Genomic DNA, 23,157 nt, shown 5'->3' with positions numbered 1-23,157 from the left:
GTGCCCTGCACCTGCCCCGGTCACCGCGTCCTCTCACGACGCGCGGTGTCGGTCACGCCGCGTTCGGTCACGGGGCCGATCGTCTCTGCGATCGTGGCCTTCGTGTCGTTCGTGGACGTGCGGTTCTTCGTTGCTGTTCGGAACTGGCCATCCGACGAGGGGCGCCTGCGCCCCGGCCCGGTTTCCGTCGCACCCGCGCGGTCTCCCCGGAGGGGATCGCGGGGTCGACACGGCCCGGCAAGTCTCGATCGCGATGCTCTCACCCCGCGACTGGTCCGATTATCGCACGGTTGACGTTCGACCACCCATCGGGACGTGGAATGATTCCCGATGTGACGACCGCCGAGACCTCCGAACGCACCCTGCCCACCGGCCGGACCCCCGTCGTGACGGCCCTGCTGCTGATCGTCGCGGGCGCCGTCGGCCTCCTCGGCGCGTTCGCCCTCACGATCGACAAGTTCACCCTCCTCGAGAACCCGACCGAGGCCCTCGGCTGCGACGTGAACCCGTTCGTCGGCTGCTCCCCCGTGATCAACAGCTGGCAGGCGTCGCTCTTCGGGTTCCCCAATCCGATCCTCGGGCTGATCGGCTTCGTCGCGCCGATCGCGGTGGGCGTCGCCCTGCTGGCCGGCGCGCGCTTCGCCCGCTGGTTCTGGATCGCCTTCACGGCGGGCACGTTCCTCGCCTGGGTCTTCGTCACCTGGCTGTTCACCCAGACGGTGTTCGTCATCGGCGCCCTGTGCCCCTGGTGCATGCTCGTCTGGTCGGTGACCATCCCGCTGTTCTGGGTGTTCACGGTGTGGGGCCTGGCCCGGGGCGTCACCGCGCCGGACGGCAGCGGCGTGCAGCGGACGGCCGCGCGCCTCCTCCCCTACTCGTGGGTGCTCCCGGTCGTGAACTACATCGTCGTCGCCACCGTGATCGTGGTGCGGTTCCCGCTCCTGCTGCCGACGCTGTTCTGACCGTCGCTCCCAGGATCCTCTTGGAGGCCCGCGCGAGACTCGCCGGTGCACTCACGAGAATCGAGGAACGATGACGCCGTCACCCGGCACCGGAGACACCAAGCGCGAGCGCCGCGACGCCGCCCGCGAGAAGGCGCGGATCACCCGCGAGGCCGAGGCGAAGCGCCGGCGCCGCAACAAGTGGTTCGCGCAGGGCGGTCTCGTGCTCGGCACCCTGGCCGTCATCGGGGTCATCGCGCTCGTCATCACGCGCTCGCTCGTCCCGGCCGGTCCCGGCCCTCTGAACATGGCCAGCGACGGCCTCGTCCTCTCGGGTGACGGCACGACGGTGTCGGCCGCCTCGACCGACGCCCTCGCCGCCGACGCCACCCCGACCGCCTCGGCCGCCGGCACCGCCGAGAAGCCGAGCATCGTCGTCTACCTCGACTACATGTGCCCGTACTGCGGCCAGTTCGACACCACCAACGCCGAGCAGCTCGCGACCTGGGTCTCCCAGGGCAGCGTCGATCTCGAGATCCACCCCCTGGGGTTCCTCGACAACGCCTCGCTCGGCACCAAGTACTCGACCCGGTCCGCGAACGCGTTCGCCTGCGTCGCGAACTACCAGCCCGAGGCGGCCCTCGACGTCAACACGGCGCTCTTCGCCCAGCAGCCGGCCGAGAACACGAGCGGGCTGACCGACGACGAGCTGATCACGCTGGTGCAGGGCGCGGGCGCCGACGACTCGAGCATCCCCGCCTGCATCACCGACGGCGAGTTCACCGACTGGGTCGCCTCGGCCACCGAACGCGCCCTGAACGACCCGCTGCCCAACTCGGACGAGGCCAAGGTCACCGGTACGCCGACCGTCCTCGTGAACGGCCAGAAGTACGGCGGGTCGCTCACCGACGCGACGGTCTTCGCCCAGTTCGTGTCCGAGGTCGCGTCCGGGGAGTCGACGGCGGACACGAGCACCGGCGGCGCCGAGTCGACGGCCTCGCCGACCCCCTGACCGGACCCCGCACGAACGACCGAGCCCGCGCCTCCATCGATCAGGAGGCGCGGGCTCGGTCGCGCGGGTCGCGGCTCAGAACCAGAGTGCCAGCTCGCGCGCGGCGCTCTCGGGGCTGTCGCTGCCGTGCACCAGGTTCTGCTGCACCTTGAGGCCCCAGTCGCGACCGAGGTCGCCGCGGATCGTGCCGGGAGCCGCCGTGGTCGGGTCGGTGGTGCCGGCCAGCGAACGGAATCCGGCGATGACGCTGTTGCCGGCGACGCGGATGGCCACGGTCGGGCCGCTCTGCATGAACTCGACGAGCGGCTCGTAGAACGGCTTGCCGACGTGCTCCTCGTAGTGCGACGCGAGCAGGTCGCGGTCGGCCTGCACGAGGCGGATGTCGACGAGGGCGTAGCCCTTGGCCTCGATGCGGCCGAGGATCTCGCCGGTGAGGCCGCGGGCGACGCCGTCGGGCTTGACGAGGACGAGGGTTTCTTCGAGGGCGGTCACAGGTGCTCCTTCTGGTGGGGGGACGATGATCGGACGGGACGTCGGGAGGGGCGCCGAGCGGCGCCCGGGGTCAGGCCTGGCCGGCGGGGCCGTTCGCGTCGCCGTAGCGCGCGGCGTTCAGGCGGTCGAGCTGGGTGCCCTTGACCAGGCAGTAGGTCCACAGCGCGACGAAGATCGCGGCGACGACGTACATCACGGGATCGAGCAGGCCGCAGGCGATGAGGCCCGCCTGGACCACCCAGCCGAGGACGATCCCCCAGCGGAAGCGGAGGACGCGCGAGACGAGCAGCATCAGCACGATGGCGCCGAGGCCGCCGCCGAAGGCGACGCCGGTGGGCAGCAGACCCCGCCCGTTGACCACCAGGATGACGAAGAACATCGACATCGCCTCGAGCACGAGCACGATCGACAGCAGGCTCTCGGCGGCACCGCGTCGGCGTGCCGGTCGCCCGGCGCGGGGAGCCCCCTGCCCGGGAGGCGGCGCCTCGGTCACGAGAGCCCCTCCGGCGTCTGCGCCAGGGCCAGCACGTCGCCGACGAGCGTGATCGACCCGGTCACGACGACGCCGCCGGGCTCGTCGCCCTCGGTCTCGTCGGCGAGGTCGCGCGCCGTGCGGAGCGCCGCGGCGAGGTCGGTCTCGACGACGACGCGATCGGCCCCGACGACGCCGACCGCGACGGCGGCGAGGTCGTCGGCGGGGACGGAGCGGTCGGAGTCGGACTGCGTGACGACGAACTGCTGCACCGTGCCGGACAGCGCACGGACGATGCCGGCGGCGTCCTTGTCGGTGAGGACGGCGATCACGGCGACGACGCGGCCGAACTGGAAGTAGTCGTCGACGGCCTTGGCCAACGCGCGGGCGCCGTGCGGATTGTGGGCGGCGTCGACGAGGATGGTCGGCTCGTTCGCCACGATCTGCAGACGTCCGGGGGACGTCACCTGAGCCAGCCCCTCGGCGAGCACGTCGGCGTCGAGCGCCTGCGACCCGCCGCCGAGGAACGACTCGACCGCAGCGACGGCCACGGCGGCGTTCTGGGCCTGGTGGTCGCCGAACAGCGGCAGCACGAGGTCGGGGTAGCGGCCGGCGAGCCCGCGGATCGTGACGACCTGGCCGCCGACGGCGACCGTGGTCGACTCGACGCCGAACCCCGTCCCCTCGACGGCGAGCGTCGACTCGGTGAGCTCGGCGGCGCGCTCGAGCTCGGCCAGCGCCTCGGGCACCTGCGACGCGCTGACCACCGAGGCCGACGGCTTGACGATGCCCGACTTGGTGCGGGCGATGGCGTCGACCGTGGCGCCGAGTCGGTTCTGGTGGTCGAGGGCGATGGGCGTGAAGACGGCCACCTGCCCGTCGGCGACGTTGGTGCTGTCCCATTCGCCGCCCATGCCGACCTCGAGCACGACGACGTCGGCCGGTGCGTCGGCGAAGCAGGCGAACGCGAGCACCGTCAGGGCCTCGAAGAAGGTCAGCGCCGGGTCGCCGGCCGCGCCGAGCTCGGCGTCGACCATGGCCAGGTAGGGCTGGATGTCGTCCCAGTTGGCGACGAGCCGCTCGTCGCTGATGGGCTCGCCGTCGATGACGATGCGCTCGTTCACGCGCAGCAGGTGCGGGCTCGTGAGCAGGCCGGTCCGCAGACCGTACGACCGGAGCACGCTCTCGATCATCCGCGACGTCGAGGTCTTGCCGTTCGTGCCCGTCACGTGGATCACCGGGTAGGCGCGCTGCGGGTCGCCGAGCAGCTCGGCGGCTCGGCGGGTGGCGCCCAGTCGCGGCTCGGGTGCCTGCTCGCCGACGCGGGCCAGCAGCTCCTCGTAGACGCGAGCGGCGTCGGCGGCGAACTCGCGGTCGTCGGCCGGTTCGGGGGCGTTCCTCTTGGGCGTCATGCGCGTCGTACCTCCACGGTCACGACCGAGCCGTCGCCGACGGCCACGGCGTCGGCGAGCTCGGCGAGGTCGTCGCGCACGTCGACGACGAGCTCGGTGGTCAGGGTCTCGGCCTGGATCAGGTCGCGGTGGGCCTCGATCGCCCGGGCGCCCGCCGCGTCGACCGAGAGGGTCGTGACGATGCGATCGCTCACGTCGAGGTCGGCGTTCTTGCGGGCCTGCTGGACGGCGCGGACGACGTCGCGGGCCAGGCCCTCGGCCTCGAGCTCCGGGGTCGTGGCCGTGTCGAGCAGCACGAAGCCGCCGTCCCCGACGAAGCCGATCGCGGCGGCGGGGTCGGCCACGGCCAGCTCGAGGGTGAACTCGCCCGGCAGCAGCTCGACGCCGCCGACGACGACGTTCTCGCCGGAGGGCTGCCAGTCGCCCTTCTTCGCGGCCGGGATGACCTGCTGCACCTGCTTGCCGATGCGCGGGCCGGCGGCGCGGGCGTTCACCGTCAGCTTGCGGGTGACGCCGTAGTCGCCGAGGCTCTCCTCGGTCAGCGGCGTGAACTCGACGGACTTCACGTTCAGCTCGTCGCGGAGGATGTCGCCGTAGGGCGCGAGCGCCGACGGGTCGGCGGCGACGACGGTCAGCCTCGCGAGCGGCAGGCGGACCCGTCGACCCGTGGCCTTGCGGAGGCCGAGACCGCTCGAAGCGATCGCGCGGACGGCGTCCATCGCGTCGACGAGGGTGTCGTCGGCCGGGAAGGCGGAGGCGTCGGGCCAGTCGGTCAGGTGCACGCTGCGCTCACCGGTGAGGCCCTTGTAGATCTCCTCGGTGACGAGCGGCGCGAGCGGCGCCGCGACGCGGACGAGCGTCTCGAGCACCGTGCGGAGGGTGTCGAACGCGTCGTGGTCGTCGCCGGCCCAGAAGCGGTCGCGCGACCGGCGGACGTACCAGTTGGTCAGCACGTCGGCGAAGTCGCGGAGGGTCGCGGTCGCCATCGGCGAGTCGAGCGCGTCGAGGTGCGCCTGGACATCGACGACGAGGCGGCGCGTCTTGGCCAGCAGATAGCGGTCCAGCACCGCCGTCGAGTCGGTACGCCACTCGGGGACGTGACCGGCGGCGACGTGACGACCCGTGCCTCCTGCGCTCTCGGCCTCGGCCGAGTAGAGCGTGAAGAAGTAGTACGTGCTCCACAGCGGCAGGAGGAACTGCCGGACGCTCTCGCGGATGCCCTCCTCCGTGACGATGAGGTTGCCGCCGCGGATGACCGAGCTCGACATCAGGAACCACCGCATGGCGTCGGCGCCGTCGCGGTCGAAGACCTCGCTGACGTCCGGGTAGTTGCGGAGGCTCTTCGACATCTTCTGGCCGTCCGAGCCGAGCACGATGCCGTGGCTGATGACGTTCGAGAACGCCGGTCGGTCGAACAACGCGGTCGAGAGGGTGTGCAGCGTGTAGAACCAGCCGCGGGTCTGCCCGATGTACTCGACGATGAAGTCGGCCGGGCTGTGCTCGTCGAACCACTGCTGGTTCTCGAACGGGTAGTGCACCTGGGCGAACGGCATCGAACCGCTGTCGAACCAGACGTCGAGGACGTCCTCGATGCGGCGCATGGTGCTCCGACCGGTCGGGTCGTCGGGGTTGGGTCGGGTCAGCTCGTCGATGAACGGACGGTGCAGGTCGGGCTCGCCCTCGGCGTTCAGCGGCAGCCGCCCGAAGTCGGCCTCGAGCTCGGCGAGCGAGCCGTAGACGTCGACGCGCGGGTAGGTCGGGTCGTCGCTCTTCCAGACGGGGATCGGGGAGCCCCAGTAGCGGTTGCGCGAGATCGACCAGTCGCGGGCGTTGCCCACCCACTTGCCGAACTGGCCGTCCTTGACGTTCTCGGGGACCCAGGTGATGTCCTGGTTGAGCTCGCCCATGCGGTCGCGGAACTCGGTGACGCGCACGAACCAGCTCGACACGGCCTTGTAGATCAGCGGGTTGCGGCAGCGCCAGCAGTGCGGGTAGCTGTGCTCGTAGCTGGCCTGGCGCAGCAGTCGGCCCTCGTCGCGGAGCATCTGGGTGAGGGGCTTGTTGGCCTCGAACACCTGCAGGCCGGCGACCTCGCCGAACATCGGCAGGAACCGCGCGCCGTCGTCGACCGAGATCAGCACGGGGATGCCGGCGGCCGCGCAGACCGCCTGGTCGTCCTCGCCGTAGGCGGGCGACTGGTGGACGATGCCCGTCCCCTCGCCCGTGGCGACGTAGTCGGCCACGAGGATCTGCCACGCGTTCTCGGTGCCCCACTGCTCGGCGTCGGCGTAGAAGTCCCAGAGGCGGTCGTAGCGGACGCCCTCGAGGTCGCGGCCGACCACCGTCGACGTGACGGCGGTGCGGGCCTCCTCGGCGGACCCGTAGCCGAGGTCCTTCGCGTAGGCGGCGACGGTGTCGCTCGCCAGCAGGTACGACGCGACGCCCTGCTCGGAGCCGTCGGAGGCGCCCAGCGGTCCGCTCGGCACGACCGAGTACTCGATGTCGGGGCCCACGGCGAGCGCCAGGTTGGTCGGGAGGGTCCACGGGGTCGTCGTCCAGGCGAGGGCGCGGACGGCCGTCAGGCCCAGCGCCTCGGCCTTGACGCCGTCGAGGGGGAAGGTGACCGTGACCGTCTGGTCCTGGCGGGACTTGTAGACGTCGTCGTCCATCCGCAGCTCGTGGTTCGACAGCGGGGTCTGGTCGTGCCAGCAGTAGGGCAGCACCCGGAAGCCCTCGTAGGCGAGGCCCTTGTCGTGCAGCTGCTTGAAGGCCCAGACGACGCTCTCCATGTAGTTCACGTCGAGGGTCTTGTAGTCGTCGTCGAAGTCGACCCAGCGGGCCTGACGCGTGACGTACTGCTGCCACTCGTCGGTGTACTGGAGCACCGAGCGGCGGGCGGCGGCGTTGAACACGTCGATCCCCATGTCGTCGATCTCGTGCTTCTCGGTCAGCCCGAGCTGGCGCATGGCCTCGAGCTCGGCCGGCAGCCCGTGGGTGTCCCAGCCGAAGCGGCGGTGCACCTGCTTGCCGCGCATGGTCTGGTACCGCGGGAAGACGTCCTTCGCGTAACCGGTCAGCAGGTGACCGTAGTGCGGCAGACCGTTGGCGAAGGGCGGGCCGTCGTAGAAGACCCACTCGTCGCAGCCCTCGCGGGCGCGGATCGACTCGCGGAAGGTGTCGTCGGCCTTCCAGAAGGCGAGGATCCCCGACTCGATGTCGGGGAAGCGCGGCGAGGCGGGTACGGGACGGTGTGCCATCGGAACTCCAGGTCGTGCGGTGTTCGTGCACGAGGACGACCGGCGAGTTCTTCTCGACGGACGCGGTACCACCCCGCTTGTCGCCCTGCGGACACGGCGACCTCTCTTCGACGGCTGTGACGGGCCTGCCCCGCTCGGGTCTAGTGGCGGACACCGGCCGGGGCAGGTGCTCGTGTTCTTCCGAGTGCTCCCCGGTGATGCCGGATCGACGCGGTCCTCATCGTATCAACCGAGGAGGCGCGGCGCGATCGCCCGGACCGGGAGCAGACTGACCGGATGTCGTCCGATACCGCCACCGGCACCTCCCCCTCCACGTCGCCGGCGAAGCCCGAGAGCACCCTGACCGTGATCATCGCGTTCCTGGCGAACCTGCTGATCGCGATCGCGAAGACCGTGGCCGCGTTCCTCACCGGGTCCGCCTCGATGGTGGCCGAGTCGGCGCACTCGTGGGCCGACACCGGGAACGAGATCTTCCTGTTCGTGGCCGACAAGCGGGGGATCAAGCGCCGAGATGCGGATCACCCGCTCGGCTACGGCAAGGAGACCTACGTCTGGTCGATGTTCGCCGCGTTCGGCCTGTTCACGGTCGGAGCCGTCGTGTCGATCCAGCACGGCATCACCCAGCTGGGCGCGGCGGAGGAGGCCGAGAACTACCTGGTGAACTACATCGTGCTGGGGGTGGCGTTCCTGCTCGAGGGCACGTCGTTCCTCCAGGCGCTGCGGCAGGCACGGGGCTCGGCCCGCGAGCGACGGGTGCCGACCCTGCGCTTCGTCCTGCGGAGCTCGAACTCGACCCTGCGGGCCGTGTTCGCCGAGGACGCCGCAGCGCTGATCGGTCTGGTCATCGCGTTCCTCGGGATCCTCCTGCACCAGATCACGGGGTCGGCCGTCTTCGACGCGATCGGCTCGATCGCCGTCGGCGTGCTGCTCGGCGTGGTCGCGCTCGTGCTCGTCGACCGCAACCGGAGGTTCCTGGTCGGCGAGAGCCCGAGCGACGAGCTCGAGTCCACCGTGCTCGGCCGGCTGCTCGCCCGCCCCGAGATCGCGCGCGTCACGTACCTGCACACCGAGTTCGTCGGCCCGGGCCGCCTCTACCTGGTGGCCGCGGTCGACATGACCGGCGACCACCGCGAGGAGCATGTCGCCGTGGCCCTCCGCCGCGTCGAACGCGAGCTCGAGGAGCACGACGCGGTCGAGGAGGCGGTGCTCACGCTGTCGACGCCCGACGAGCCGAGCCTGTCCCCCGGTGCGCCTGTCAGCTAATCGATGGTCGTGACGGCTAGCTTGATGCAGTGCGTGCAGTCCTCCGTCTGGCCAAGGCCAACCCCTCAGCCCTCCGCTTCCTCGTGGTGGGCGGCATCGGGTTCGTCATCACCATGGTCATCAACTACGGCCTGAAGCTCTTCGTCATCCCCCAGCACCCCGTCACCGCGCTCGCCATCGGCACCATCGTGGCCACGGTCGTGTCGTACTGGATGAACAAGAAGTGGTCGTTCGACGACCGCGGCGACCGTCACACGGCCCACGAGATGCTGCTGTTCGTCGTCGTCAGCGTCATCGGCATCGGCCTGAACTCGGCGCCGCTGTACATCTCCCGCTACGGACTCGGCCTCGAGGTCCCCCAGATCAGCCGGGCCTCGATGGAGATCGCCGACTTCGTCAGCGGGCCCATCATCGGCACCCTCATCGCCATGGTCTTCCGCTACTGGGCGATGAACAAGTGGGTGTTCCCCAAGCGAGCCGAGATCGCCGACGTCCTCTCGCCGACGTCGCCGCCCACCCAGCCGACGCCGACCCGCTAGGGGCGCCGCGCCTCCTCGGCGGACTCGAGACCGTCGGCCACCGGCCCCACCGCCCGGGCGATCACGTCGCCGAGAGCGGTCCGGCCCACGCCGGACCTCGCCCAGTGCGTGATGGCCGTGGCCGCCGCCGCGAGCAGGGCCGAGGCGACGACCTCGGGCATGAGGTCGTCGCGCCGGCCGCCCGACGCCTCCGCGACGAACGACGCCACGCTGGACTGCAGGCGCAGGAAGCGCACGGCCGCCGACGCGACCAGCTCGTCGCCGAGCCCCATCGCCTCGGTCTGCGTGAGAGCCCAGGGCACCCTCCCGGGATCGTGCGCGCGTCCCACGGCGACGAGGGCGGCCTCGACGGCCCGCACCGGAGACGTCTCGCTCGATCCGCGCAGCAGATCGGCCACCCCCGCCAGGCTCTGATCGAGGTCGAGCCAGAACAGGTCGGCCTTCGACTCGAAGTAGTTGAAGAACGTGCCGCGGCTCACCCCGGCCCGCTGCGCGATCTGATCGACCGTCGTGCCCGACCAGCCGTTCTCGAGGAACAATTCGGCGGCGGCGTCGGCGAGCATCTCGGCCGACGACCGACGAGGGCGGCCGACGGGGCGCCGTGACGGGTCTGACATGCCCTCCATCATGGCGGTAGACTCCACCCGAGCACTTGTTGGACTCCGTTCACAAACGTGCCCGAGTCCGCCGGCACCGACGCCGCGCCGCCGACACCGTCCCCCGACCTCGGAGCCCCATGCGCACCCGCCTGCCCGCCCTCCTCGCCCTCACCGCCGTCGGCGCACTCGTCCTGGCCGGCTGCACGAGCGGCGGTGAGACCACCGACGCCTCGACGCCGACCTCGGGCGGCACCCTCACCTACGCGACCGGCGACGCCGAGCCCACCTGCCTCGACCCCCACGTCGGCGGCAACTACCCGCAGGCGCTCGTCTCGACCCAGTACCTCGAGTCGCTCGTGTCCAAGGACTCCGACGGCGAGATCATCCCCTGGCTCGCCACCTCGTGGGAGGAGTCCGACGACGGCCTCAGCTGGACCTTCACCCTGCGCGACGACGTGACCTTCACCGACGGCACCCCCTTCGACGCGGCGGCCGTCGCCGCCAACGTGGCCCACGTGCAGGACCCCGAGACGCTCTCGTCCACCGGCTACCTCGCCCTCGGCAAGGTCACCGGCGTCGAGGCCGTCGACGCGCGGACGGCGCGCTTCGACCTCAGCGCACCCGACAGCGCCCTGCTCGAATCGCTCACGCAGCCCTGGGTCGCGATGGAGTCCCCCACGGCCCTCGAGCGCACGCAGGAGGAGAACTGCGAGTCGCCCGTCGGCACGGGACCGTTCGTCGTCGACTCGTGGACCAAGCAGGACCGCATCGTGCTGACCCGCAACGACGACTACACGTCGCCGCCCGCCGACGCCGGCCACGACGGACCCGCGTACCTCGACGAGGTCGTCTGGCGCTTCATCCCCGACTCCGCCGCCCGGTACTCGGCCCTGCAGGCCGGTCAGGTCGACGTGATCGACAACGCCCAGCCCGACACGCTCGTGGCCGCGGCCGACGACGACGCGCTGGCCGAGATCGATGCGCCACGCCCCGGTGCCGCCAACCGGATCGAGCTCAACTCGGGCAAGGCCCCGTTCGACGACGAGCGTGTGCGCGAGGCGTTCATCACGGGCGTCGACGTGAACGACGGCATCGACTCGCTGTTCTTCGGCACCGCCGACCGCTCGTACTCGCCCCTGTCGAGCGTCGAGCCGCTCGCCTACTCCGACCCGTCCCTCTTCGAGGTCGACGTCGACGCCGCGAAGGCCCTGCTCGACGACGCCGGCTGGACCGCCCGCGACTCCGACGGCTACCGCACGAAGGACGGCGAGCGCCTCTCGCTCGAGTTCCCGGTCAGCACGAACCAGTCGATCCCCGCCGAGCAGTCGCTCTTCGAGCAGATCCAGGCGGGGGCGCGCGACCTCGGGTTCGAGGTCACCCTCTCGCCGCTCGACCTGTCGAGCTGGTACGGCGCCCTCGCGGCGAACGACTACGACCTGGTGAGCGCCCCGTACACGAAGGTCGGCCCCGACGTGCTGCGCATCCTCTACGACACGGCCGGCATCACGCCGGCTCCGAGCGGCTACTTCGCGAACCTCGCGCAGCTGAGCGACCCCGCGCTCGACGAGCTGCTGAAGCAGGCCGCCGAGACCTCCGACGCCGACGAGCGGGCCGACCTCTACCAGCAGGCGCAGCGGATCATCCTCGAGAGCCACACGGTGCTGCCGCTCTACGACCAGCAGAACCACTATCTGGTGCGGTCGTCGGTGGCCGGCGTCCGGGCGCTTCCTCCGGTCTCGGCGGTCACGCTCTATGACGCGTACGCCGTCGACTGAGCAGCCCCCTGCGGTGACGCCGACGAGCGGGGAGCCGAGGAGGCGCGGGCACGTGCCCGCGCCCGTCCGGTGGCTGGTCGGTCGGCTCGTGGGCGCGGTCGTCGTGCTCTGGGCCGTGGCGACGCTGATCTTCTTCGCGATCCGGCTCGTCCCGGGAGACCCGGCGGAGGCGATCCTCGGCGGGCCCGGGTCGCAGGCGTCGGCGGACGCGATCGCGCTGGTCCGTGAGCAGTACGGTCTCGACGACCCGCTCCTCCTGCAGTACCTCGCCCAGCTGGGCCGCCTCGTGGTCGGCGACCTGGGGACCTCCTACTCGCTGCGCACCGAGGTGGCCGGGCTGCTGCTCGACCAGCTGCCCGGCACCCTGCTGCTCGCCGTGCTGTCGCTGGGCGTCGCCTGGCTGCTCGCGCTCGGCACGGCCTGGTGGGCGACCCTCGGCGGGCGGGCGGCTCGGGCGGTCTCGTCGTCGCTCGAGATCGTCGCCTCGGCGGTGCCGCACTTCTGGCTGGCGGGCGTGCTCGTCCTCGTGTTCAGCACGCAGCTGGGCTGGCTGCCGCCGGTCAGCACCGGGACCCCGTTCGGGATCATCCTGCCGGTGGTGACGCTGGCGATCCCGGTGGCCGGGTTCCTCGGCCAGGTGACCCGCGACTCCCTGCTCGACGCGGCGTCGGCGCCGTTCGCCGTCACCGCGCGGGCGCGAGGCGAGTCGCGGTCCGGGCTCTTCCGCCGCCACCTGCTGCGGCACGCGGCCCTGCCGGGCCTGGCCCTCTCGGGCTGGGCGTTCGGCTCGCTGCTGAGCGGGGCGGTCGTGGTCGAGTCGATCTTCGCCCGGCCCGGCCTCGGTCGGACCCTGCTGCAGGCGGTGACGCTCCGCGACATCCCCCTCGTCACCGGCGTCGCCCTCGCCTCGGCCCTGGCGTACGTGGTGGTCGTCGCGCTCGGCGACCTGGCCGAGCGTGCGGTCGACCCTCGGGAGCGCGCCGCATGACCACGCTGGTCGAACCGCCCCGTGGCCGCGCACGGGTCGGAGCCGGAGTGACGGCACCGGAGGCGGTGGCCGGCCTCGCACTGGCCCTCGTCGTCCTCGCCGCGCTCGCGCCGCAGGTGCTGGCACCGGGCGACCCGCTGGCGATCTCCCCCGCCGACGCGTTCACCGCTCCGTCTCTCGCCCACCCGTTCGGCACGGACGAGTCGGGGCGCGGGATCTGGACCCGCGTCGTCCACGGCGCCGGCGCCTCCCTGTCCATCGGGGCGGCCGCCACCCTGATCGGCACCGGGCTCGGCGTGCTGCTCGGCGTCGCGGCGGGCTTCGGCGGCGGACGCCTGCCCGGGCGCATCGCCGACGTCGGCGTCAGCCGCCTGCTCGAGGTCCTCTTCGCCCTGCCCGGCCTGCTGCTCGCCCTGGTCGTGATCGCCTTCACCGGACCGGGCGCCGTGCCGGCCACGATCGCCGTCGGCCTCGCGACCGCCCCCGGCTACGCCCGGATCGTGCGCAGCCAGGTCGTCCGCGTCCGTCGCTCGGCCATGGTCGAGGCCGCGGTCGTGCTCGGTCGGCGTCCCCGCACGGTGCTGCTGAGGCACGTGCTGCCGAACGCCCTGGCCCCCGTCGTCGTGCTCGCCACCCTCGGCCTCGGCCAGGCCGTCGTCTGGGCCTCGTCGCTCAGCTACCTGGGCCTCGGCGCTCCGCCGCCCGCTCCGGAGTGGGGCGCCATGCTCTCCGCCGGCCGCACCTACGCGACGACGGCCTGGTGGATGACGGTCTTCCCCGGGCTCGCCGTGGTCGTGACCGCCGCCGCGGCGACCGTGCTCGGACGCGGCTTCGCCCGCCGAGGGAACGACGTCGCATGACCGCCGCCGAGACGCACCCGGCCGCGCGGTCCGTCGATCCGACCCTGCTCGACGTCGCCGGGCTGAGCGTCGCCTTCGGCGCGTCGACCGTGGTCGAGGGCGTCTCGTTCTCGCTCGCGGCCGGCGAGTGCGTGGCGCTGGTGGGCGAGTCCGGCTCGGGCAAGAGCGTCACCGCGCGTGCGCTGCTCGGGCTCAGCGGCGGACGCGTCGAGGTCGATCGCCTGGCCCTCGCCGGACGCGACCTCTCGACCCTCGACGAACGGGGCTGGCGCCGGGTGCGGGGCGCCCGCATCGGACTCGTGCTGCAGGACGCCCTCGTCTCCCTCGATCCGCTCCGCCCGATCGGCCGCGAGATCGACGACGCCCTGCGCCTGCACACCCGCCTCGGGCCGCGCGAACGACGCGGGAGAGCGCTCGAGGTGCTCGCCGAGGTCGGCATGCCCGATCCCGAGACCAGGCTCGGGCAGCGCTCGGGCCAGCTGTCGGGCGGGCTGCGTCAGCGCGCGCTGATCGCGGCGGCCCTCGCCCTGCGACCCGACGTCGTCGTCGCCGACGAGCCGACGACCGCCCTCGACGCCGAGGTGCAGCGCCTCGTCGTCGACCGGCTCGCCGCCCTCCGCGACGCCGGCACGGCCGTGCTCGCGATCAGCCACGACCTCGGCGTCGTCCGTCGGCTGGCCGACCGCGTGCTCGTCCTGCGCCGGGGCCGCGTCGTCGAGCACGGCCCGACCGCCCAGGTGCTCGACTCCCCCGCCACCGCGTACACGCGACAGCTCATCGCCGCGCTGCCGGGCGGCGTGCCCCGCGGCGCCCGGCTGTCGCCGGCGGCAGCGGAGCGGGACGCGACGCCGCCGACGCGCACGCCCACGCGCGACGCGACACCTCCGACGCACGCGTGGCCGCCGGTCGTCCCGCGGTCGGCGGTCCGTCGGGAGCCCTCGTCGTCCACCGTCGGCGAGGTCGTCCTCCGCGCGACCGGCCTCCGCCGGGCGTTCCCGGCCGGCCGACGGTCGTCGGGCCTCCTCGCGGTCGACGACGTCTCGTTCGAGCTGCGCGCGGGCGAGACGCTGGGCCTGGTGGGCGCCTCCGGAAGCGGCAAGACCACGACCGCGCGCCTCCTGCTGGGCCTCGACGACCCGGATCGGGGCACCGTCGACCTGCTCGGCGGACCGTGGGCGCCGCTCCGCGAACGCGACCGGCGAGGGCGCCGCGCGCTGCTCGGCGCCGTCTACCAGGACCCGGCCAGCTCGTTCGACCCGCGGCTCACGGTCGGCGGGCTCCTCGCCGACGCCGTGTCGGCGGGGCGGAGCACCCGACTGCGGAGGGTCGAGGCGGAGGTGGAGGCGCTGCTCACCCGGGTGGGCCTGTCACCGGATCTCGCCCCGCGCCTCCCGGCGTCGCTGTCCGGCGGACAACGTCAACGCGTCGCCGTGGCCCGGGCGCTCGCGCCGCGGCCCCGGGTGATCGTCTGCGACGAGCCGGTCTCCGCCCTCGACGTGTCGGTGCAGGCGCAGGTGCTCGACCTGCTCGACGACCTGCAGCGCGACGACGGGCTCGCCTACCTCTTCATCTCGCACGACCTCGACGTGATCGGGCACATGGCCGATCGGGTGGCGGTGATGCAGGCGGGGCGCATCGTGGAGCAGGGCGTCACCGCCGAGGTCTTCGCCGCTCCGCAGCACCCCCGCACGCGGGCCCTGCTCGCCGCTCGTCCCTAGCCGCGCGGCGCGGGCTCGTCGTCGGTGCGGACGACGTCGATCGGCCCGCTGGCGGCCCATTCGAGCGCCCAGTCCGACTGCGCGACCTCGCTCGACTCGTCGGCGTAGGCGTCGACCAGCTCGCGGGCCTCGTCGTCCGTCGCGACCGACGGGCCCGAGCCGAGCAGCGGCTCGTTGGCGGTCTCCTTCGTGAACCACACGGCGACCAAGCCGATCACGGCGGCGGCCATCAGATAGAACGCGGGGATGTCGTGAGCCCACGAGAAGCCGCGGCCCTCGGCCCAGACCACCAGCGCCTCGGTCGCCAGCGGCGTCGTGCCCCCGAACAGCGAGACGGACACGTTGAACGCGATCGCGAGCGCGCCGTACCGGATGATCGTCGGGAACAGAGCGGGCAGCGTCGAGGGCATGGTCGACGTGAAGGTGACGAGCACCAGGCCGAGCACCAGCAGACCGACGAACACCAGCGGCGTGCTCTCGGACTGCACGAGCTTCAGCGCCGGCCACGAGAGCACCAGGAACCCGATGCACCCCGCGAACAGCACGGGGCGACGGCCGAAGCGGTCGCTCAGGCGCCCGCTGAAGGTGATGACGATCATCATCAGCACCATGACGACGATCACCAGCAGCAGACCGCTCGTCGCGCTGCGGCCGAGGGTGTTCGTCAGGTAGGTCGGCATGTACGACAGCAGCATGTAATCGGTCACGTTGAAGACGAGCACCAGGCCGATGCAGACGATCAGCGCACGCCAGTTCTCGGCGAAGAGCTTCACGAACGGCACCTTGACGTGCTCGCGGCCCGCCGCCTCGTCCTGCTGCTTCTGGAACGCGGGGGTCTCCTCGAGCTTGAGACGCAGGTAGAGGCCGATCAGGCCGAGGGGTCCGGCGATCAGGAACGGGATGCGCCAGCCCCAGGCGAGCAGCGCCTCCTCGCTCATCCCGAGCTGCAGGCCCGTCACCAGCGACGCGCCCAGCACGTAGCCGGCCAGCGTGCCGAACTCGAGCCACGACCCCATGAACCCGCGGCGCTTGTCGGGCGAGTACTCGGCGATGAAGGTGGCGGCGCCTCCGTACTCGCCACCGGTCGAGAACCCCTGCAGGAGGCGCGCGAGCAGCAGCAGGATCGGCGCCCAGATGCCGATGGTCGCGTACGACGGGATCAGGCCGATCGCGAGCGTGCCCGCCGCCATCAGGATCATCGTCAGAGCGAGCACCTTCTGGCGCCCGATGCGGTCGCCCAGCGGGCCGAAGAAGGCGCCGCCGATCGGCCGGACGATGAACGCGGCCGTGAACGTGCCGAACGTGAACAGGATGTTGAGCGCGTCGTTCCCCGGCGGGAAGAACACCTGCGCGATGGTCGTCGTGATGTAGGCGTACACGCCGAAGTCGAACCACTCCATCGCGTTCCCGAGGGCGGCGGCGCTGACCGCGCGCTTGAGGAGCCCCTCCTCGACGACGGTGACGTCGTCGGTGGTGAGCGCGCGGCGGTTCTTCTTCGGACTGATCTTCTTGGCTGACATCGGCAGAGGCCTCCAGGTCGTCGGGTGGGCAGTCGACTGCAGTGTCGGCAAAAAACCGGTCGAGCCTAGCAGGGCCGCCATGTCAGTACCAGTGCAGCGCGTGCATCGGTGCAGATCGAGCAGTCTCCCGGCGACCGTGCGAGGCGGGCCCCGAGGAGGCCCGGACGGTCCGCGTAGACTTGCCCCCGTCCCACAATCAGGCACCTCCCCACCGACACGGTGCCGCCCACAGAACCGGAGAAGACCATGCCGTCAGCGATGCCCGAGAAGCCCGCCCTCGAAGGACTCGAAGCCCGCTGGGGCCAGTCGTGGGAGGACGCCGGCACCTACCGGTTCGACCGCACCGACGCGACCCGCGCCTCCGTCTTCTCCGTCGACACTCCCCCGCCGACCGCCTCGGGCAGTCTGCACATCGGCCACGTCTTCAGCTACACCCACACCGACGTCAAGGCGCGCTTCGAGCGCATGCGCGGCAAGCGCGTCTTCTACCCGATGGGCTGGGACGACAACGGCCTGCCGACCGAGCGTCGCGTGCAGAACTTCTACGGCGTCCGCTGCGACCCCTCGCTGCCCTACGAGGCCGACTTCACGCCGCCCTTCGAGGGCGGCGACAACAAGTCGTCGAAGGCCGCCGACCAGGTGCCCATCTCGCGCCGGAACTTCATCGAGCTGTGCGAGCGTCTGACCGTCGAGGACGAGAAGCAGTTCGAGGACGTCTGGCGCAAGCTCGGTCTCTCGGTCGACTGGACGCAGACCTACCGCACCATCGACGACGGCTCGCAGGCGATCGCCCAGAAGGCGTTCCTCCGCAACCTCGCCCGCGGCGAGGCGTACCAGGCCGACGCCCCCACCCTGTGGGACGTCACCTTCCGCACGGCCGTCGCGCAGGCCGAGCTCGAGGACAAGGACATGCCCGGGGCGTACCACAAGCTCGCGTTCCACCGCACCGACGGCCAGGGCGACGTCCTGATCGACACCACCCGCCCCGAGCTGCTGCCGGCCTGCGTCGCCCTGGTGGCGCACCCCGACGACGAGCGCTACCAGGCCCTCTTCGGCACGACCGTCCGCTCGCCCCTGTTCGACGTCGAGGTGCCCGTGGTGGCCCATCACCTGGCCCAGCCCGACAAGGGCTCGGGCATCGCCATGGTCTGCACCTTCGGCGACACCAACGACGTCGTCTGGTGGCGCGAGCTGCAGCTGCCGAACCGCGCCGTCATCGGCTTCGACGGCCGCTTCGTCAGCGAGGCTCCGGAGGCCATCGTGTCGGAGGCCGGTCGCGCCTCCTACGCCCACCTGGCCGGCAAGACCGTGTTCAGCGCGAAGCAGTCGGTGGTCGAGCAGCTGACCGCGTCCGGCGAGCTCGTCGGCGAGATCAGGAAGATCACGCACCCCGTCAAGTTCTTCGAGAAGGGCGACAAGCCCCTCGAGATCGTCTCGGCGCGGCAGTGGTACGTCGTCAACGGCGCCCGCGACGAGAAGCTCAAGGCGGCGCTGCTCGCGCGCGGCGGCGAGGTCGCGTTCCACCCCGACTTCATGCGGGTGCGCTACGAGAACTGGGTCAACGGCCTGAACGGCGACTGGCTCATCTCGCGGCAGCGCTTCTTCGGCGTGCCGATCCCGGTCTGGTACCCGCTCGACGGCGACGGCAACCCGGTGTTCGACCAGGTGATCGTGCCGACCGAGGCGCAGCTCCCGATCGACCCGTCGTCCGACGCGGCGCCCGGCTACGACGAGTCGCAGCGCGGTGTGCCCGGCGGGTTCATGGGCGAGGTCGACGTGATGGACACCTGGGCGACGTCGTCGCTGACCCCGCAGCTGGCCGGCAAGTGGGAGACCGACCCCGAGCTGTTCGATCTCGTGTTCCCGTACGACGTCCGCCCCCAGGGCCAGGACATCATCCGCACCTGGCTGTTCTCGACGATGCTCCGCGCACAGCTCGAGGGCGACACGGTCCCGTGGCGGAACGCCTCGATCTCGGGCTTCATCGTGGACCCCGACCGCAAGAAGATGTCGAAGTCGAAGGGCAACGTCGTCACCCCGGCGGCGATGCTCGACGATCACGGCTCGGACTCGGTGCGCTACTGGGCGGCCTCGAGCCGACTCGGCACCGATGCGGCGTTCGATCCGCAGAACCCGAAGCAGATCAAGATCGGTCGCCGCCTGGCGATCAAGGTGCTCAACGCGGCGAAGTTCGTGTACTCGTTCGAGCTGCCCTCGGGCGAGTTCGAGATCACGCAGCCGCTCGACCGCGACCTGCTCGCCTCGTTCGCCGGGGTGATCGAGACCGCCACCCAGGCGCTCGAGGACTACGACCACGCCCGTGCGCTCGAGACGACCGAGAAGTTCTTCTGGACCTTCTGCGACGACTACCTCGAGCTGGTGAAGGAGCGCGCCTACGGGGCGACCACGCCCGCCGAGCAGGCCTCGGCCGTGCTGGCGCTGCGCACCGTGCTCGAAGGGCTGCTGCGCCTGCTGGCGCCGTACCTGCCCTTCGCCACGGAAGAGGTCTGGTCGTGGACCCACGACGACTCGGTGCACCGGGCCGCCTGGCCGACCGTCGCCGAGCTGGGGCTGGCCGACGACGAGTCGTCGACGGGTCTCGTCGGCCTCGTCGGACAGGCGCTGATCTTCGTCCGCCGGGCCAAGTCGGACGCGAAGGCCTCGCAGAAGACGCCCGTGTCGTCGGCCGTCATCACGGCGCCGGCCGCCGAGCTCGCCCTCGTGCGGCTCGCGGCGGGCGACCTGGCCGCGGTCGGCAAGATCGCGGACCTGTCGTTCGCCGAGGGCGACGAGCTCGCGGTCGGCGACATCGTGTTCGCCGAGCAGCCGGCCGAGTCCGACTCGGCCGCACCGACGGCAGGCGCCTGATGCAGCTCGGCACGCGATGGAGCGTGGGAGGCACGGCTCCGGCCGACCTCACCGCGCCCGTCCTCGGAGCGGTAGCCCAGGTCGAGCGTGAGCTCGCCGACCAGGGCGTCGACGCCTCGTCGTGGCGCTGGACGCTGACCTGGCTCGAACGACGCCCGGTCGTCGAGCTCGACGACGGCACGGTGATCCGGGTCGACGCCGCGACCGGCGAGGCCCGCATCCACGAGCCCGTCGACGCCGAGGACTCGGACGAGGACTAGCCCGCACGGCCACTTCCGCGTCCGCGTCCGCGCCGATGCGTCACGACCTGCCGCTCGCCCCACGAGGTGAGCGGCAGGTCGTGCCTTCTCCGGGCGCCCTCGGGGTCAGGCGCGCGCGAGCACCTCGCCGTGCGGCATGATCAGCCAGCCGTCCGGGGCGTCGCGCCAGGCCCGCCACGCGTCGGCGATGGCGTGCAGCTCGTCGTGGCTCGCGACGCCCTTCTCGATCGCGTCGCCGTAGAACGCCGACTCCGTGGCCCGGGCCGCCCAGCTGTCGCCCCACCAGGTGCGATCCTCGTCCGAGGCGAAGCACCACACGGAGGCGCTGCTCACCACGTCGACGAAGCCCGCCTCGAGCGCCCAGCCCTTGAGGCGCCTCCCGGCGTCGGGCTCTCCTCCGTTGCCGCGGTGCACGGCCTGGTAGACGTCCATCCACGACTGCAGGCCGGGATTCTCGGGGGCCCAGACGCAGCCGTGGTAGTCGACGTCGCGCACCGCCACGACTCCCCCGGGCCGTGTCACCCGGCGCATCTCGCGGAGCGCGGCGACCGGGTCGCCGACGTGCTGCAGCACCTGGTGCGCGTGCACCACGTCGAAGCGGTCGTCGTCGAACGGCAGGGCGAAGAGGTCGGCCGTCTCGAAGCGGACGTTCGTCGTGCCGGTCTCGGCCGCGAGGGCGGTCGCCTGCTCGACGACGCCCGCCGCGGCGTCGATCCCGACCACGAGGCCGGGCGAGACCCGCGCGGCGATGTCGATCGTGATCGTGCCCGGTCCCGATCCCACGTCGAGCACGCCCACCCCCGGGGTGAGATGAGGCACGAGGTACGCCGCCGAGTTGTCGACCGTCCGCCAGGTGTGGCTGCGCAGCACGCTCTCGTGGTGACCGTGGGTGTAGCGGGCCGGGTTCTCGGGGCGTTCGCTCATGCGGCGACTCTAGCGCGCCTCCTCGGCTCCGCCCCGGGCCGGAACGCGAGGGGTCCTGACGGGCCGCACGAGGTCGAGAGGGCACGGCCCGTCGCGAGTCCTCGAGGGGTGGCGGCGTCCCGGCCTAGGCTCGGGGCATGACGAACCCGTTCTCCGCGCCCAGCACGCTGCCGTACTCCCTGCCGCCGTTCGCGAGCATCACCGACGACGACTACCTGCCCGCGTTCGAGGCCGGATTCGCCGAGCAGCTCGCCGAGATCGAGGCGATCGCGACCGACGGCGCAGAGCCGACGTTCGAGAACACCGTCGCCGCCCTCGAGCGCAGCGGAGCGACGCTGACCCGAGTCGAGCACGTCTTCTTCATCAAGACGTCCGCCGACTCGAACGCCGCCACGGACGCCCTCGAGCTCGACCTCGCCCCGAGGCTGGCCGCCCACGCCGACGCCATCCACCTCGACCCGCGACTCTTCGCGCGCCTGACGAGCATCCACGACCGTCGGGACGATCTCGGCCTCACGGACGAGCAGCGGTACCTCGTCGAGCGCCTCGTCGACGAGGCGGCGCGGTCGGGGGCCGCCCTCGGCGACGACGACAAGGACCGCCTGCGCGACCTCAACGGTCGACTCTCGACGCTCACGACGCGGTTCGAGAAGAACCTCCTCGCCGACACCAACGACCTCGCCGTGGTGGTCGACGACGTCGCCGAGCTCGACGGGCTCGACGCCGGCGCGATCGCCGCGGCCGCGGAGGCCGCGCGCGACCGAGGCCTCGAGGGCCGATACGTCATCACCCTCGTCCTGTTCAGCGGACACCCGTACCTGGCCGGCCTGACGAACGAGTCGCTGCGCCAGAGGATCATGCAGGCGTCGCTGTCCCGCGGACGCCGCGGGGGCGACCACGACAACCGCGAGCTCGTGCTCGAGATCGTCCGGCTGCGCGCCGAACGGGCCGAGCTGCTCGGGTTCCGGTCGCACGCCGCCTACGTCACGGCGGGCGAGACCGCGGGCACCGCGGAGGCGGTGGCCGACCTGCTCGGGCGACTCGCGCCTCCTGCGGCCCGCAACGCCCTGGCCGAGCAGGCCGATCTCGAGCGCATCGCCGGCCGACCGGTCACAGCGGCCGACTGGGCGTTCTACGCCGAGCGGGTGCGGACCGAGAAGCACGACGTGGACACCGCGGCGATGCGGCCCTACTTCGAGGCCGAGCGCGTGCTGCGCGACGGCGTGTTCTTCGCGGCCGGGCTGCTCTACGGCCTGCGGTTCGCCGAGCGGCCCGACCTGGTCGCCTACCACCCGGAGGCGCGGGTCTTCGAGGTGACCGACGCCGACGGCGCCGAGGTCGGTCTCTACGTGCTCGACCTGCACACGCGCGACAGCAAGCGGGGCGGCGCCTGGATGAACCCGCTCGTCTCGCAGTCTGCGCTGACCGGGCTGCCGACCGTCGTGGTCAACAACCTCAACGTGCCGAAGCCGCCGGCAGGCCGACCGACGCTGCTGACGCTCGACGAGGTCACCACCTTCTTCCACGAGTTCGGCCATGCCCTGCACGGACTCGTGGCGCGGGTGACCTACCCGACGTTCTCGGGCACGAACGTGTTCCGCGACTTCGTCGAGTTCCCCAGCCAGGTCAACGAGATGTGGATGCTCTGGCCCGAGGTGCTGGAGCACTACGCCGTGCACCACGAGACCGGCGAGCGGCTGCCGCAGCATCTCGTCGACGCCCTGATCGCCTCGCAGGGCTTCAACCAGGGTTTCGAGACGAGCGAGTACCTCGCCGCGGCCCTGCTCGACCAGGCCTGGCACGCCCTGTCCGCCGCGGAGGCGGCTGCGGTCACCGACGTCGAGGCGTTCGAGGAGGAGGCGCTGGCCGCGGTCGGTCTCGACCTCGCGGCCGTCCCCACCCGCTACTCGAGCACCTACTTCGCCCACACGTTCTCGGGCGGATACGACGCCGGCTACTACTCGTACATCTGGAGCGAGGTGCTCGACGCCGACACCGTGGAGTGGTTCGAGCAGAACGGCGGGCCGACCCGCGAGAACGGCGACCGGTTCCGGTCGCGACTGCTCGGGGTGGGCGGATCGAAGGATCCACTGGCCGCCTACCGCGACTTCCGCGGACGTGACGCCCGCGTCGAGCCGCTGCTCGCCCGGCGCGGCCTGGCCTGACCGACCGGGCGCTCGTCGCACCGCACCGCGTTCCGCACACCGCACCCGGACGAGGCGCGGCGCCACGCACGAAACGCGGTGCAGCACGCCCG

At 71.9% G+C, this 23,157-nt stretch carries 18 protein-coding genes; 11 read left to right on the top strand and 7 right to left on the bottom strand.

Translation table 11 applies throughout. The features are described 5' to 3' along the window. The first annotated feature begins 332 nt into the window (after positions 1–332). Positions 333–962, top strand: a complete 630-nt coding sequence (locus tag FFA01_RS13460; protein WP_244289850.1) for a vitamin K epoxide reductase family protein — start codon at positions 333–335, stop codon at positions 960–962. A gap of 70 nt (positions 963–1,032) precedes the next feature. Continuing rightward, positions 1,033–1,953, top strand: coding sequence for a DsbA family protein (locus tag FFA01_RS13455; protein ID WP_146856701.1), 921 nt, complete (start codon positions 1,033–1,035; stop codon positions 1,951–1,953). Positions 1,954–2,028: 75 nt separating this feature from the next. Here the strand turns inward: FFA01_RS13455 and ndk are convergent, their stop codons facing one another. The 4 genes from ndk to ileS form a co-directional block, all read right to left on the bottom strand. After that, a complete protein-coding gene (ndk, locus tag FFA01_RS13450) occupies positions 2,029–2,445 on the bottom strand; it encodes a nucleoside-diphosphate kinase (RefSeq protein ID WP_146856700.1) in 417 nt (138 codons plus the stop codon). A 70-nt stretch (positions 2,446–2,515) separates the two neighbouring features. Then, entirely contained in the window at positions 2,516–2,938 is a 423-nt protein-coding gene (locus FFA01_RS13445) for a DUF4233 domain-containing protein (protein WP_146856699.1), read from the bottom strand. Further along, entirely contained in the window at positions 2,935–4,329 is a 1,395-nt protein-coding gene (locus tag FFA01_RS13440) for a bifunctional folylpolyglutamate synthase/dihydrofolate synthase (RefSeq protein ID WP_146856698.1), read from the bottom strand. The genes FFA01_RS13445 and FFA01_RS13440 overlap by 4 nt, the downstream gene beginning before the upstream one ends. After that, positions 4,326–7,586 carry an isoleucine--tRNA ligase gene (gene ileS, locus FFA01_RS13435; RefSeq protein WP_146856697.1) on the bottom strand — a complete coding sequence of 1,087 codons (3,261 nt, stop codon included), beginning with the start codon at positions 7,584–7,586 and terminating at the stop codon, positions 4,326–4,328. The genes FFA01_RS13440 and ileS overlap by 4 nt, the downstream gene beginning before the upstream one ends. A 276-nt stretch (positions 7,587–7,862) precedes the next feature. Between ileS and FFA01_RS13430 the strand changes: the two genes are divergently transcribed. Continuing rightward, positions 7,863–8,849 carry a cation diffusion facilitator family transporter gene (locus FFA01_RS13430; protein ID WP_146856696.1) on the top strand — a complete coding sequence of 329 codons (987 nt, stop codon included), beginning with the start codon at positions 7,863–7,865 and terminating at the stop codon, positions 8,847–8,849. Positions 8,850–8,878: 29 nt separating this feature from the next. Continuing rightward, a complete protein-coding gene (locus FFA01_RS13425) occupies positions 8,879–9,388 on the top strand; it encodes a GtrA family protein (protein ID WP_182501133.1) in 510 nt (169 codons plus the stop codon). Here the strand turns inward: FFA01_RS13425 and FFA01_RS13420 are convergent. Beyond that, complete coding sequence (locus FFA01_RS13420) at positions 9,385–10,005, bottom strand: TetR/AcrR family transcriptional regulator (RefSeq protein ID WP_244289849.1); 621 nt, start codon at positions 10,003–10,005, stop codon at positions 9,385–9,387. The two genes, FFA01_RS13425 and FFA01_RS13420, sit on opposite strands and share 4 nt — an antisense overlap. A gap of 119 nt (positions 10,006–10,124) precedes the next feature. Here FFA01_RS13420 and FFA01_RS13415 point away from each other — a divergent pair, with 119 nt between their 5' ends. From FFA01_RS13415 to FFA01_RS13400, 4 genes are read left to right on the top strand one after another with little or no spacing between them, the layout of a single operon-like run. Beyond that, complete coding sequence (locus FFA01_RS13415) at positions 10,125–11,762, top strand: ABC transporter substrate-binding protein (protein WP_146856695.1); 1,638 nt, start codon at positions 10,125–10,127, stop codon at positions 11,760–11,762. Positions 11,763–11,814: 52 nt separating this feature from the next. Further along, positions 11,815–12,750, top strand: a complete 936-nt coding sequence (locus FFA01_RS13410; protein ID WP_244289848.1) for an ABC transporter permease — start codon at positions 11,815–11,817, stop codon at positions 12,748–12,750. Beyond that, entirely contained in the window at positions 12,747–13,610 is an 864-nt protein-coding gene (locus tag FFA01_RS13405) for an ABC transporter permease (RefSeq protein WP_146856693.1), read from the top strand. The genes FFA01_RS13410 and FFA01_RS13405 overlap by 4 nt, the downstream gene beginning before the upstream one ends. Further along, positions 13,607–15,328 (top strand): dipeptide ABC transporter ATP-binding protein, encoded by a 1,722-nt coding sequence (locus FFA01_RS13400; RefSeq protein ID WP_146856692.1) that lies wholly within the window; start codon positions 13,607–13,609, stop codon positions 15,326–15,328. The genes FFA01_RS13405 and FFA01_RS13400 overlap by 4 nt, the downstream gene beginning before the upstream one ends. Here the strand turns inward: FFA01_RS13400 and proP are convergent. Next, the gene (proP, locus tag FFA01_RS13395; RefSeq protein ID WP_146856691.1) at positions 15,325–16,848 is read right to left on the bottom strand and encodes a glycine betaine/L-proline transporter ProP; all 1,524 of its coding nucleotides are present in this window, start codon (positions 16,846–16,848) and stop codon (positions 15,325–15,327) included. The genes FFA01_RS13400 and proP overlap by 4 nt on opposite strands. A gap of 258 nt (positions 16,849–17,106) precedes the next feature. Here proP and valS point away from each other — a divergent pair, with 258 nt between their 5' ends. Next, entirely contained in the window at positions 17,107–19,716 is a 2,610-nt protein-coding gene (gene valS, locus FFA01_RS13390; RefSeq protein WP_146856690.1) for a valine--tRNA ligase, read from the top strand. Then, positions 19,716–19,976, top strand: a complete 261-nt coding sequence (locus tag FFA01_RS13385) for a hypothetical protein (RefSeq protein WP_146856689.1) — start codon at positions 19,716–19,718, stop codon at positions 19,974–19,976. The genes valS and FFA01_RS13385 overlap by 1 nt, the downstream gene beginning before the upstream one ends. Positions 19,977–20,081: 105 nt before the next feature. Here FFA01_RS13385 and FFA01_RS13380 read toward each other — a convergent pair whose 3' ends face one another. Beyond that, positions 20,082–20,900 carry a methyltransferase domain-containing protein gene (locus FFA01_RS13380; protein WP_146856688.1) on the bottom strand — a complete coding sequence of 273 codons (819 nt, stop codon included), beginning with the start codon at positions 20,898–20,900 and terminating at the stop codon, positions 20,082–20,084. Between the two features lie 137 nt (positions 20,901–21,037). Here FFA01_RS13380 and FFA01_RS13375 point away from each other — a divergent pair, with 137 nt between their 5' ends. Beyond that, the gene (locus FFA01_RS13375; protein ID WP_146856687.1) at positions 21,038–23,065 is read left to right on the top strand and encodes a M3 family metallopeptidase; all 2,028 of its coding nucleotides are present in this window, start codon (positions 21,038–21,040) and stop codon (positions 23,063–23,065) included. The last annotated feature ends 92 nt before the right edge of the window (positions 23,066–23,157 follow it).

Origin of the sequence: Frigoribacterium faeni, from assembly GCF_007988805.1 — a bacterium.
Taxonomy (GTDB): Bacteria; Actinomycetota; Actinomycetes; order Actinomycetales; family Microbacteriaceae; genus Frigoribacterium; species Frigoribacterium faeni.
The sequence above is the reverse complement of the archived record's forward strand: the minus strand, read 5'-3'. Positions and strand labels throughout refer to the sequence as shown.

Coding starts and splice junctions, on each gene's coding strand:
- FFA01_RS13415 (WP_146856695.1), top strand. CDS start 10,125: ATGCGCACCCGCCTGCCCGCCCTCCTCGCCCTCACCGCCGTCGGCGCA.
- proP (WP_146856691.1), bottom strand. CDS start 16,848: ATGTCAGCCAAGAAGATCAGTCCGAAGAAGAACCGCCGCGCGCTCACC.
- FFA01_RS13400 (WP_146856692.1), top strand. CDS start 13,607: ATGACCGCCGCCGAGACGCACCCGGCCGCGCGGTCCGTCGATCCGACC.
- FFA01_RS13440 (WP_146856698.1), bottom strand. CDS start 4,329: ATGACGCCCAAGAGGAACGCCCCCGAACCGGCCGACGACCGCGAGTTC.
- FFA01_RS13455 (WP_146856701.1), top strand. CDS start 1,033: ATGACGCCGTCACCCGGCACCGGAGACACCAAGCGCGAGCGCCGCGAC.
- FFA01_RS13375 (WP_146856687.1), top strand. CDS start 21,038: ATGACGAACCCGTTCTCCGCGCCCAGCACGCTGCCGTACTCCCTGCCG.
- FFA01_RS13430 (WP_146856696.1), top strand. CDS start 7,863: ATGTCGTCCGATACCGCCACCGGCACCTCCCCCTCCACGTCGCCGGCG.
- valS (WP_146856690.1), top strand. CDS start 17,107: ATGCCCGAGAAGCCCGCCCTCGAAGGACTCGAAGCCCGCTGGGGCCAG.
- FFA01_RS13405 (WP_146856693.1), top strand. CDS start 12,747: ATGACCACGCTGGTCGAACCGCCCCGTGGCCGCGCACGGGTCGGAGCC.
- FFA01_RS13385 (WP_146856689.1), top strand. CDS start 19,716: ATGCAGCTCGGCACGCGATGGAGCGTGGGAGGCACGGCTCCGGCCGAC.
- ileS (WP_146856697.1), bottom strand. CDS start 7,586: ATGGCACACCGTCCCGTACCCGCCTCGCCGCGCTTCCCCGACATCGAG.
- FFA01_RS13420 (WP_244289849.1), bottom strand. CDS start 10,005: ATGTCAGACCCGTCACGGCGCCCCGTCGGCCGCCCTCGTCGGTCGTCG.
- FFA01_RS13380 (WP_146856688.1), bottom strand. CDS start 20,900: ATGAGCGAACGCCCCGAGAACCCGGCCCGCTACACCCACGGTCACCAC.